Origin of the sequence: Acinetobacter sp. BIGb0102, from assembly GCF_003815055.1 — a bacterium.
Taxonomy (GTDB): domain Bacteria; phylum Pseudomonadota; class Gammaproteobacteria; order Pseudomonadales; family Moraxellaceae; genus Acinetobacter; species Acinetobacter vivianii.
Genome location: NZ_RKQE01000010.1, coordinates 314,026 through 327,093, shown reverse-complemented (window position 1 = coordinate 327,093; position 13,068 = coordinate 314,026). Strand labels below are relative to the sequence as shown.

The 13,068-nt window shown below is 44.3% G+C and carries 8 protein-coding genes and 1 pseudogene; all 9 read right to left on the bottom strand.

Annotation, left to right across the window (positions count from 1 at the left end; genetic code table 11):
- Positions 1 to 140: 140 nt before the first annotated feature.
- Positions 141 to 1,025: an aromatic amino acid DMT transporter YddG gene (gene yddG / locus EC846_RS04330; RefSeq protein WP_123774564.1), complete on the bottom strand. Its 885-nt coding sequence runs from the start codon at positions 1,023 to 1,025 to the stop codon at positions 141 to 143.
- 35 nt (positions 1,026 to 1,060) lie between these two features.
- A complete protein-coding gene (locus EC846_RS04325) occupies positions 1,061 to 4,498 on the bottom strand; it encodes a pyruvate carboxylase (protein WP_123774318.1) in 3,438 nt (1,145 codons plus the stop codon).
- Positions 4,499 to 4,566: 68 nt separating this feature from the next.
- Complete coding sequence (locus EC846_RS04320; RefSeq protein WP_123774317.1) at positions 4,567 to 5,739, bottom strand: hypothetical protein; 1,173 nt, start codon at positions 5,737 to 5,739, stop codon at positions 4,567 to 4,569.
- Positions 5,740 to 5,899: 160 nt separating this feature from the next.
- Positions 5,900 to 7,396: an aldehyde dehydrogenase gene (locus EC846_RS04315; RefSeq protein WP_123774316.1), complete on the bottom strand. Its 1,497-nt coding sequence runs from the start codon at positions 7,394 to 7,396 to the stop codon at positions 5,900 to 5,902.
- Positions 7,396 to 8,301 carry a dihydrodipicolinate synthase family protein gene (locus EC846_RS04310; RefSeq protein WP_123774315.1) on the bottom strand — a complete coding sequence of 302 codons (906 nt, stop codon included), beginning with the start codon at positions 8,299 to 8,301 and terminating at the stop codon, positions 7,396 to 7,398. Before EC846_RS04310 ends, EC846_RS04315 begins: the two co-directional genes overlap by 1 nt.
- Before the next feature lie 73 nt (positions 8,302 to 8,374).
- Positions 8,375 to 9,703, bottom strand: a complete 1,329-nt coding sequence (locus tag EC846_RS04305; RefSeq protein ID WP_005257655.1) for an MFS transporter — start codon at positions 9,701 to 9,703, stop codon at positions 8,375 to 8,377.
- 186 nt (positions 9,704 to 9,889) lie between these two features.
- Positions 9,890 to 11,215 (bottom strand): NAD(P)/FAD-dependent oxidoreductase, encoded by a 1,326-nt coding sequence (locus tag EC846_RS04300; RefSeq protein ID WP_123774314.1) that lies wholly within the window; start codon positions 11,213 to 11,215, stop codon positions 9,890 to 9,892.
- A 74-nt stretch (positions 11,216 to 11,289) separates the two neighbouring features.
- Positions 11,290 to 11,970: a GntR family transcriptional regulator gene (locus EC846_RS04295; protein WP_005257664.1), complete on the bottom strand. Its 681-nt coding sequence runs from the start codon at positions 11,968 to 11,970 to the stop codon at positions 11,290 to 11,292.
- A 288-nt stretch (positions 11,971 to 12,258) separates the two neighbouring features.
- Positions 12,259 to 13,059 (bottom strand): annotated as a pseudogene (locus tag EC846_RS04290) (SDR family NAD(P)-dependent oxidoreductase).
- Positions 13,060 to 13,068: the final 9 nt, after the last annotated feature.

Genomic DNA, 13,068 nt, shown 5'->3' with positions numbered 1-13,068 from the left:
AAGCCGAACCCACTAAACAGTTGAAATAGAAATTATTTCAAAGTTTATATTTCTGCCATTGAGTGGGTTGAGGCCCTTTCCTTTTAAGTATTAAGTTGTTATATGTCCTTGATTTGTGACCTCATTAAAATCAAGCGTGATTATTTCTGGCGCGTGGCAATCCAGCATAAAATTGAACCAATGCACACCATAGCGGCACCTTGCCAGAAAGAAATTGAAAGTGGTGTATGGAGAACGATTGCTGCGAGTGCAGCCGAAAATACGGGAATAAAGTAGGATGCGCCCGCCAGTACGGTGACATTGCCGTGCAAGATACCGACATTCCATGCCGCATAGCCAAAGCCCATTGCGGCTGCCGCAAGCGCGAGGTAAATTAGCGCATGCAAATCAAAATGCATTGGTGCGGCACCCATAGACAGGTACTTGATCCATAACACCACCGCCGTGAGCATAAAAAACAGGGTGACACCGTTCTTACCATTGGCAATTCTGGCAGTCACGGTGCAATAAGCAGTCCAGATCAGTGCACCGATAAAGGCCAGCCCATAGCTCAAAGGATTATCTTGAATATTTGCACCCATGCTGGCGAGATCAAGCCCCTGATCACCTCCAAGCACCCAGCAAATTCCAACAATGGCAATGATAAAACCAGGAATAATCAGTAAATTTGATTTTTGATGATTAAACAGAATGGCGCAAACCATGGTCAGTGCTGGCCATAAATAGTTGACCATACCGACTTCAATGGCTTGTCGGTTGGTATTGGCATAACCAATCGACAAGGCCAGACAAAGCTCATAGGAAACGAAAAGCAAGCTGCCCCAAATCAGATACTTGCGCGGAAATTCACGCAGCTTGGGAAATCCAATGCTAAATAATAGAAACACCGAAGCAACGCTGTAGATCATGGCAGCTCCGCCAGTTGCTCCCAGACTTTCACTGACACTACGAATCAGCCCGACAATCGAGCTCCATAGCAGGACAGCGATGAGTCCTATTAAAGTTGCATTTCTTTTGCTTATCATCATCTTGATCACTTATCAAATTTACGATTACTGAATTATTGAAGAACTAGAACCAGATCTTTATTCTTCACTTGCATACCGGGATTAACTAAAATTTCCTGTATCACACAATCTGAATCAGCCTTGATCGCCAGCTCCATTTTCATGGCTTCAATGGTAAATAAGGTTTCACCTTTTAACACGGATTGCCCTGTTTTTACAGGCATTGTACTGATCATACCCGGCATGGAAGCACCCAAATGTGCAGGATTCATCGGATCAGCTTGTGGACGTTGTTGCGCTGCCTGAGTACCTTGCTGCTGAATCTGGATCAGACGTAATTGCCCATTCAGTTCAATAAATAAATCGACCCAGCCATCACGTACTTCTGAACGTGCCAATAGTTTAATTTCGAGCGTCTTGCCTGCTTCAAGCTCAACCGAAATGGTTTCCTGCTCTTTTAGGCCATAGAAAAAAGCGGAGGATGGAAGAGTAGAAACTGTGCCAAACTTAAGCTTATGCTGCATAAACTCATTAAAAACTTTTGGATACATCAGATAAGATGCCAAGGCCTGATCATCAATTAAATCACCAAAAATATTGCGTAAGCCCTGTTTTTGCTGGGCCAAATCAACAGCAGGCATGATTGCACCAGGACGATCGTGCAGTGGCGCCGTTCCTTTCAGTACCTTCTGCTGCAAGGCGACTGGAAAACCATGTGCAGGTGTTCCCAGTTCCCCTTTAAACAAGGACACCACCGATTCTGGGAAATCAATGTCTAAGGCGGGATTGCTAATATCCTCTGCTGTGAGGTGATTGGATACCATAAACAAAGCCATATCGCCCACCACTTTGGAGGTTGGGGTAACTTTGACGATATCTCCAAACAGTAAATTCACTTGTGCATAAGCATCCGACACCTCAGACCAGCGATGCTCAAGCCCTAAAGAACGTGCCTGTTCGCGTAGATTGGTATATTGTCCACCTGGCATTTCATGGTGATAAACATCTGCGGTACCTGCTCGCATATCTGCTTCAAAGGGCGCATAAATTCGGCGTACATCTTCCCAGTAGGTCGAGATTTGCTGTAGATTTTGTGGGTTAAGACCTGAATCTCGTTCGGTATGTTTTAAAGCCGCGACAATGGAGCCCATGCTTGGCTGTGAGGTTAAACCACTCATTGCATCCATAGCGGTATCCACCACATCTACTCCTGCATCAATTGCAGCCAAGATACTGGCTGCTGCAATGCCACTGGTATCATGGGTGTGGAAATGAACAGGTAACCCCGTTTCCTCTTTCAATGCCCGAATCAGTTCATGCGCCGCATTGGGTTTACAGATCCCTGCCATATCTTTGATTGCAAGAATATTGGCACCTGCTTTTTCAAGCTGTTTTGCCATCTCTACATAATATTTCAGGTTATAGCGACGACTGTTATCATGAATATCGCTGGTATAACAAATTGCAGTTTCGCATAACATGCCAGATTCGCGTACGGCATCAATCGCCACCCGCATATTATCCACGGCATTCAACGAGTCAAAAACACGGAACAGGTCGATGCCACCTTTGGCGGCCTGAGCAATAAAATGCTGAACTACATTGTCTGCATAGTTGGTATAGCCCACCGCATTGGAAGAACGGAGTAACATTTGAAAGAGAATATTTGGAATGGCTTCGCGCAACTTGGCTAAACGTTCCCACGGGTCTTCTTTTAGAAAACGCATTGCAACATCAAAGGTCGCACCACCCCAGCATTCCAGTGAAAATAGTTCATTTGCCATCTGTGAATAATAAGGTGCAACTGCCAACATATCCGCACTTCGCATGCGGGTTGCAAATAAAGACTGGTGCGCATCGCGCATGGTGGTATCGGTGATCAATACCCGTTTCTGATCAAGCATCCATTGAGAAAAACCTTCTTCCCCCAATAGTTTGAACTGATCTCGCGTTCCCGTTGGTGCTGGTGATGCCAGTTTAAAATCTGGAGTATTAATCATCAGTGGAAAAGCTGTCGGTAATTGACGCCCTTGCATCTCGGGATTGCCATTCACCGTAATATTGCCTAAAAACTCAAGCAGTCGGGTTGCCCGATCCTGCTTTGGTGCTAACTCAAAAAGCTCAGGTGTTGTGTCAATAAAACGCGTCGTGCACTGTCCCGAGGTAAAGAGTGGATGGGTAATCACATTCTCAAGAAAGGCCAGATTGTTGGACACGCCACGAATACGGAATTCTTTTAAGGCACGTACCATCCGGTTATTGGCTTCATCTGAACTCATGCCTCTGACCGTAACTTTGGCAAGTAAGGAGTCATAATAAGGTGTCACAACCGCGCCGGTATAGGCCGTCCCGCTATCCACCCGAACCCCAAAACCTGTCGCACTACGGAATGCTGTTAAGCGCCCATAATCTGGCATAAAGCCATTTTTAGGGTCTTCGGTGGTCAGTCGGCACTGTAACGCATGTCCCAATAGCTTAATTTGCTCTTGTTGCGGGACATAGCTTTGTTCACTGCCAATGCAAATGCCTTCAGTAATCTGGATTTGTGCCTTCACAATATCAATGCCTGTCACTTCTTCCGTGACAGTATGTTCAACCTGAATACGAGGATTGACCTCAATAAAATAGAACGCTTCTGTATCGGCATCCATCAAGAACTCGACTGTGCCTGCATGGGTATAACCAACTGCACGCGCCAGTCTCAGCGCAGCTTCGCATAATTTATGTCGTTGTAGGTCATTTAAATACGGTGCTGGAGCACGTTCAACCACTTTCTGATTGCGGCGCTGAACGGTACAATCACGCTCAAATAAATGTACGATATTGCCCTGTCGATCTCCCATAATCTGAACTTCGACGTGGCGAGCGCGTCTCACCAGCTTTTCCAGATAAACTTCATCATTTCCAAAAGCAGCCTTGGCTTCACGGCGAGCCACCTCAATGGCATCCTGAAGCTCATTTTCATGTTCGACCACACGCATGCCACGACCACCACCACCCCAGCTGGCTTTTAGCATCAGTGGGTATCCAACTTCGGCAGCGACAAGCTGGCATTGTTGTAGATCTGCTGGTAAAGCTCCCGTGGCAGGAACTACAGGTACACCTGCGACCACAGCTACATTACGTGCCATGACTTTATTGCCTAACTGGCGCATGACCTCTGCCTTAGGGCCAATAAACTGGATATCTGCTTCGGCACAAGCTTCAGCAAATTCAGGATTTTCTGACAAAAAGCCATAACCAGGATGAATAGCATCTACATTTGCCTGCTTGGCAATACGAATAATGTCCGCAATATCCAGATAGGCAGCAATCGGTTTTTTTCCTTGTCCGACGCAGTAAGACTCATCTGCTTTAAAGCGATGTAATGCGTGTTTATCTTCTTCGGCATAAATTGCCACTGTACGAATGCCCATTTCTGAGGCGGCACGCATGACACGAATGGCAATTTCGCCACGGTTTGCAATCAAGATGGTACGTATTGAGTTCATAATTTTAAGCACTTATCTGTTGCTTTACAGGAAAGCAGAATCAATGGAAGCTGTAATACGACTCATCGCTAGAAGTTGTAAACCAGCATGAGATTTAGCAATTTGTTCCATTTACCATCATCACCTTCGGCCAGTGAGCTGCCTGTGCCACCGACAAAGGGATCATTCTTACTCATTACATATTCGGTATAGAGCGAAACGTTTTTATAGTCCCATGCCACCCCGACAATGTTGCGTTGGGAATCATCAAAGCCCTTTTCTTTTTTATCGAAACCACTGAATACCAGATAAGGTGTTACGTTGAGTGAATCACGCACATTCTTAAAGCTATAGCTGGTATCGACCGTGTAGAAATAGCCCTTGTTGGCAATGTCGTACTCACCATCGAATGAACCAAAGGTGGAAGCATGTGGGCTGAGTTGGTCTTGGTTACTGATCGATTGCTTGCCACCTGTCAGCACCACATTCAAGTTTTTATAATTGATGCGATTGAACAGTGCCCAGCTATTGCGGTTGCCATCCTCAGAGGTCTTTTTATTTTCAATTTCGGAATACCAATAACTGCCTCCCACTGAGACTTTTAGATCATCTGTACTTAAAAATTTAAGCTCCTGATCGACCCGTGCCATCCACATGTTTTTTTCATTTAAATCTGTTTTTAATGGATCATCGGAATGTACGACATTGGCGGTATAACGGGCTGAGTCTCGGCTATTGCCGTGGTAATTACCCCCATCTGTTGCAAAGTAAGCGAGATCTACTTTGGTTGCGCTAGGGAGTTCAAAATGATAATTCACGCCTAGATCCAGCGCATCCTGCAACCCCATAGTGTTGTTGATCCCAGCATAGAAGCTGCTGTCCCAGAAACGACTTGGGCCAAAAGGAATGGGTTGTAAACCGAAGGTAATATTATCGGTCGAGTTGAGACGATAACCGACATAGCCATACACCAGCGTGGAGAAATCACATAAGGTATCGTATTGATAGCAACGATATTCAAGTTTGCCGAACCAGTCTGGTGACTCATAACCTAAGCGTAGAATGGCTGCATCAAATTTGATTTTTTGGTCAGAGGCAGCTTCGCCATAATCTTTATTCTGATAATTGGCCCGTAAGGTACCAGACAGCGTCAGTGCCCCTGTTTCACTCTCTGAGTTACCTAAGGTCATACCCGCCATTACGGGCAGCGATGCAGTCAAGGCCAATAAGCCAAATCCTATTTTAATTGTGGTTTTATTCATTTACATTCCCTGCTTTCAACGATTTTTTGGCAAAACGAAGCACATTCGAAAAATATTTTCGATTTAAAATAAAGTCATTGATGATTTCTCTGGCTAATCCTATAACCCGAGATCAGGAACGATTGATCGGCAATCTAGCCGCAATCGTTCCTGCAGTTGATTAAGGCTCTGAAACATCAATCCAGATGGTTTTAATCTCGGTATATTGGTCATGCGCCCAGATCGACTTATCTCGGCCACCAAAACCAGACTCTTTATAACCACCGAATGGTGTTGTCACATCACCTTCACCAAAACAGTTGACGGTCACCACACCTGCCTGAATAGCACGTGCGAGTTTGATAGCATTTCTTAAGTTGCTGGTGTAGACAGAACCTGCCAGACCATAAACCGTGTCATTGGCCAGCGTAATTGCTTCTTCGATGGTATTGAATGTCGTGACAGACAAGATCGGGCCAAATACCTCTTCCTGAAATAAGGTATCAGTCGCTTTTACACCATCCACAACTGTTGGCTCTACAAAGATGCCTTTGTCTGTTTGACCGCCATGCACAATATTGAGTTCTTCGGCTTTGGCCTGCTCAATATAGGATTTTACTTTTTCAAAGTGAGACTTACTGACCAGAGAACCTAATTTATGCTCTGGATCAAGTGGATTACCCATTTTCCAGTCCGCTAAATGGACGCCAATTAATCCTAATAATTCATCTTTGATATCGCTGTGAACAATCAGGCGTGAAGATGCCGAGCAGTTCTCACCCATATTCCAGAACGCACCATTAACGATATGCTGTGCAACACGATCCAGATCTTCAACATCATTCATGACCACAGCAGGGTTTTTACCACCACATTCGAGTACCACACGTTTCAGGTTGGATTCAGAAGCATATTTCAGGAATAAACGACCTGTTTCAGTGGAGCCTGTGAAGCTCACCATGGTGACGTCCATGTGTCTGCCTAAAGGTTCACCTACTTCGCGCCCGCCGCCTGGCACGATATTGAATACGCCAGCAGGAATACCTGCTTCTGCTGCAAGTTCAGCAACCCGTAATGCCGTTAATGTCGTTTCTTTGGCTGGCTTGACCACCACCGAGCAACCAGCAGCCAAAGCTGGGCCAATTTTCCATGCCAGCATTAACAGCGGAAAATTCCACGGTAAAACCAGACCCACCACACCAATCGCTTCACGAACCACGATAGACAACGTATCTGAACCAACGGGTGCAGTACTGTCATAAATTTTATCGATCAGTTCAGCATGCCAGCGAATGGTATGAATCATTTCTGGTACATCGGTTAACTGACATTCACTGATCGGTTTACCGCTGTCCAGACTTTCCATGACCGCCAGTTCAACCGTATTTTTCTCTAGCAAATCGGCAAAATTCAGCAAGATATGCTTGCGCTGGTTGGGTGAAAGTTTGCTCCAGCGTCCATCTTCAAACGCAGTTTTGGCATTGGCGACTGCAATATTTACGTCTTGTTCATTGCACGCGGTAATTTCCGCCAATACTTCACCTGTCGCGGGATTGGTCGTGGTAAAGGTATTGCCTGATACAGAAGGCTGAAATTTCCAGTCAATAAAAGCTTGTGTTGGAAATTTTAAATTTTTGGCAATCTGGGCATATTCAGCTGCACTTAACAATTCAGCCATTACACACCTCCTGTGATTGCAGCAACTTCACGTTTAAGCTCTGCCACAATGCTTTGGAATGCCTGTTTCTTTTCTGCATCCATTTCTTGTAATGGTGCACGCAAGCCACCGGTACGTAACCCATTAAGCTCGCAACCGTACTTGATACACTGGATGAAGTGACCTGTTTCAAGGAAATCCATAAGCGGTAACATGGCAGACATGATACGGCGGCCTTTATCAAAATCTTTTTCGATTACGCAAGCTTCATATAACGCAATATGTTCACGCGGAATAAAGTTTGAGCCTGCACAGGTCCAGCTACGTGCGCCCCATGCAAAAAACTCAAGTGCTTGATCGTCCCAGCCACATGAAATTTCCAGATCAGGATAATTACGCGCTAGCATATGCAATTGATTCATATCACCAGAGCTTTCTTTAAGCCCAACAAAGTTTTTTGATGCTGTAAATACCGTATCGAAAAATTCTTTGCCCATGCTTACGCCCATACGTGCTGGATAGTTATAGAACATCACAGGCAAATCAGCGGCTTTATCAATGGTTAATGCATGCGCTGCCACTTCTTGTTCAGTCGGTAATGCATAAGGTGGAATCGTTACCAGAATACTGTCTGCCTTAATTTCTTTCGCTACCTTTGCATATTCCACCGAATCTTCAGTACGGATCGCGCCTGTTCCAACCATCAAAGGAATACGTGATCCCACCACCTCTTTTGCATATTTCGCCAGATCATAGCGCTCTTGTGCGGTATGTGCGTAATATTCACCTGTGGTCGCCGCTACGATCACACCATGTACTTTTGCATCAATCAGATACTCTAGAACATCCGCAAAAGCAGCCTTGTCAATTGATCCATCAGCAGCTAAAGGGGTAATTGCTGGGGTGTAAATACCGTCAAAGTTCATGTTATTTTCTCCATCAAGAGTGTTGTTTATTAATGCCATTCCTTAGCTTGAAATCATGGCAAAATCATCAGGGTTAATTTAAAGTTGTGGATTGTTCCAAACTCATGCCTCGTGTTTCAGGTGCAAAAGCCAGAGAGACAACCAGACCAAGTAGCGTGACAGCTGCTGCCACATACATCGTATTTCCAATACCGATTGAATCGAGAGACATCGGCACTAACCATGTACCAATTGCTGCCCCAATCCGAGAGAAAGCAGCCCCAATCCCGACACCAATCGGGCGAATTTGTGTTGGAAACAGTTCATTTGGATAAACAAACTGCAAGACCTGAGCACCACCGATAAATAGTGCATAGAGACCGAATAAGATAAGAATGAGTAATGGCGACGCTTCCGAGAAAAAGCCGAGACCGAGTAAAGCCAGACCAGACCACAAAAAGCTTTGAATAATCATGCTGCGGCGCCCCATACGGTTAATCAGACGCGTCGCAACCACACAGCCAACGACAAACAGTAAGGTAATTACCACTGAACCATAAGCTGCCCAGTCACCTTTTAAATGCAATGCATCAAGTACTTTTGGTGCAAAGGCATAGACCGCAAATACAGGGATGACCGAGCATGCCCAGAACATTGAGACAAAAAATACACGTGTGCCGTAGCCTGATTTTAAAAAGCTGCTTAAAGAGATTTTCTTTTCTAGAATTTGTGATTGCAGATTATTCAGTGAAAATGATGGGCCATAGACGTTTTTAATCACAGCTTCTGCTTCTACAGTACGCCCTTTGCTTAATAACCAGCGTGGTGATTCAGGTGTGCCGATTCGGATGATGATCAGTACAATACCAATCACTGCTGGGCTGGCGAGTACTAAGCGCCAAGCTTCTGCATAGCCGCTATTTAAAATCAGGTTACCGATGATGTAAGCCAGTGCTGCTCCGACAAACCATAAAATAGTTAGCATGGCTAAACGTGGGCCACGTGATTTTTGTGGTAAGAATTCAGCCAGCAATGAGCCTGCAATCGTGTATTCAAAGCCCACACCGATGCCGATCACAAAACGGCACAGGAATAGCATCATGCCTGATTCGACCCAATACTGGCTAAGCGAACATAAGGTAAATAAGATCGGCGCTACAAAATACAGTTTCTTTCGACCAAGCAAGCCACCTAACCAGCCGCCTAGAAAGCTTCCGAAGAAGATCCCGATCAAGGCCGAAGCAGCAATCATGCCCTGCCAGAAACTGGTTAACTGTAACGCTGATGAAAGTTGCACCATGGCAACACCAATGATGCTGAGTACATATCCGTCTAAAAGCCATCCACCGCCAGTACGGATCGTCAATAATTGATGAAACCTATTTAGAGGTACATCTTCAATAGAAACATTATTTGTTGTCATTTCTGTCTCCAATATCCGCCCACTTTGAGTGGGTGTGCTTCCTACACATTTACGAAAACCAAGGTGAACAAAGCTTGTAAAATTGAAAAATCAATTTCACTGTTCAGCGTTTAATGGTTTTGACTCAGTTAAATTAAGCGTTTAAAAACTTAATCAATTCAATGAATATTTTATTGAATAAGCCGATTAGCTCTCCAATCCTGATTTCATTTGTCCCCACCACAGCGTGGCATTGACACCGATAGATAAAAACGGCTCTGGTGGTACTTTATTCGGACCAGAAGTTTCCAGTAAAAAATCAATTAACTCATTCCGTTGGCCTGCAAGCCAGTCTGCCAGTAAGGTTCCTGTGACTGTACCGCGAGTAATTCCCAAGCCATTGCAACACAACGCACCAAATACGTTTGGAGCGAGTTGACCGAAGAAGCCTTTATGATTTTGTGAAAGTGCCAATGAACCACTCCATGTATATTCAAAATCAACCTCAGGTAACATCGGGAATCTGTTTTCAAAAGACTTTTTATGACGGTGCACAAAACGATCCAGACAATGCTGTTTAGGACGTCCGTTTGGATTAAAACTGAAACTGTTACGGATCAGGATGCGGTTGTCATGGGTACGGCGAACAGTACTGCCAAAAGGATCTGAAGGAATTACACCCCAGAAGTCTTTACCCCCTAGCTGAGACTGTTCCTGTTCAGTTAAAGGTCGGGTCATGCTGGCATATAGGAACACAGGTAACATAGTGCGTTGAATTTGTGAAAAGCCAAAACGTTGACCAAAAGCATTATTGGCAAGAATGAGTTTATCCGCCGTAATTTGCCCATTGGCATGCTTTAACACCACTTTATCGCCATATTCAACTTCAGTGATTGGGGTATTTTCATAAAGCGTCACATTCGATGGCAAACTGTCCGCCAGTCCTTTCACCAATGCTGAAGGTTGAAGTAAGACTGTTCCAGGCGTGTAGAGACCTTTTTTATAAAATGAGGTGCCAATATGCTGAGGCAAATCTTGTTCACCAATGACTTCGTATTCCTGCCCGAGTTTATCCAGTCCGCGCTGATAAGCTTCAAGCACCGCAATACCACGTTTTTCGACTGCACCTTGATATTTGCCGCTGGCTCGCATATGACAATCGATACCATGTTGGCGAACCAAGGTTTGCAAAATAGATTGACCTAATAAATTCAGCTTTAAGGTTGTTTTCGCAATCTCGATATCACCGATATAATCTTCGGCACCAATATCATGCGGAAGGTCAATGGCAAAACCCGCATTGCGGCCTGCTGTGCCATAACCCACTTCCTGTGCTTCAATCAGAATGACTTCATCATCTGGAAAATTCACAGCCAAACGTCTTGCCGCAGCCAAACCAGTATAACCTGCACCAATCACTGCCCAACGTGCTGAGCTTTTACCGCTATGGCTGGGTTTAACTTGTCTTTGATTGCTTAGATGATACCAAGCACATCTTTTATCGTCGGCTGGTAACGCTGTAATCTTTGTCATGTTGATAAACTCCATTTATATTTTCACTTCTTTTCCAAGATGAAGTGAGCACATATATTTTTAAAACCTTTGATTTATGGATAAGAAACAGGAACTTCGATACCAGCGGGTACAACATACTCAGTCATACGACGGCGAGATAAATCCATGTGTACCCGTACAATTTCCCCTGCTTCTCCAGCGTTATGACGCTCAATCGCTTCAATGATTTGATCGTGCTGTAATACAGCCAGTGACAGGTCTTCCTGCATATCATCAGTAGTTGGATTGCGATAAAAAATCTTGCCTAAACGAGCATGGTCGATGAGCAAACGTTCCAGACTCGGCAATAGGTATGGGTTATGCGCAATTTTTCCTATTTCCAGATGAAACTGGTTGTTATAATAAACACGCCCTTCGATATCTCCCTGATCAATCGCTTCCCGAAATAATTTCTGGATTTGCTTGAGTTGATCGATTTCAATCTGTGTCGCATTAATCGCGGCTAATTGTGTGGTTGAGATATAAATTAAAGGCGCTGCCAGAAAAAAATTTCGTAATGATTGGTGGTTCATTGAGGAAACACGCGTGGCTCTGTTTGCTTCAAGCTCCAGATATCCTTCTGCCGCCATCTGGCGAAGCAGCTCCCGAACGGGTGAACGGGAAAGGCCAAATTCCTCACTCAGGGAAACTTCATCTACGACAGCACCAGGCGCCAATTCCATACTAATAATTCGGCGTTTTAAGGTTTCGGCTAACAGCATTTTCTTATCCATGAACACCTCTCTCCCTTTCATCCTGATCTTGTCTACACAATGTATAATTTTCCCTTTTTCAAATAATACAATGTGTCTACAATCGAAAAAGATAAGAGAAATGACAGAAAATAGTATAAATTTGCCAAAACTATGATTTTGAGAATGAACGTAGCTAAAAACTGATAAAGGTTAAATATATTTATTGGTTTTCTATCGAAAAACTTCAGGTTTTAGAGTGTTCTTTCATCCTACTCAATTGATTATTTTAAAATTTTAATCTTGCTTAAGAGCTTTATAGATATTCTATTATGAGTTTATCGTTGTACCAGCGGTGATATTAACGATGGTGGCGGTCATTGCACTGGCATGATCAGATGCCAGAAATGTCACCGTTTCGGCAATTTGAGCCAATGTCGGTAATCTTTTTAACATGGTACTTTGCGCAGCTCCATTTAGCCATTCATCCAAGCTCAGCCCCATTGCTTGTGCTTTTAAGCTAAATAACTCACGAGTATAAGACCCTGCTTGGGCGGCATCCGCAATGGCGTGGGAGCGTACACCAAGCACCCGAATATTTTTCGGCCCAAGTTCACAGGCGAGCGCTTTGATAAATGCTTCAGTTCCTGCACATCCGATGATATGTCCCAAATGACCCGCTATCGCCATTCCTCCCGAAGGTGCAATTACACTAATCATTGCACCTGTAGACTTTGCTCCCATATAAGGTGCCACTGCTTTTGAAATATTAAATTGTGCAGTAAGAAAAGGTGTGATGCCTTGCATAAATTCATGTTGGGTGAGTTCTGAAAGTTCTTTGCCTTGGTTATGCATAAAACTAGTGACATTGATGACTATGTCAATTTCCTCTGTTTGCTCAACCAACTGTTTTATCGCTGTTTGGATGGCTTGTTCATCTAGGACGTCCACAATAAAGGTTTTTACTCAACCTTCTACGTTGTGAATATTTGCTACAACCTGCTCCAGTTTGTCCTGATGACGAGCTCCTAAATAGACGTGTGCGCCTTCTCGGGCCATGACATGGGCAATTGCATGACCTACTGCACCACTTCCACCAAAAATTACGGCAATTTTATTTTTAACTAACATGAGATATGC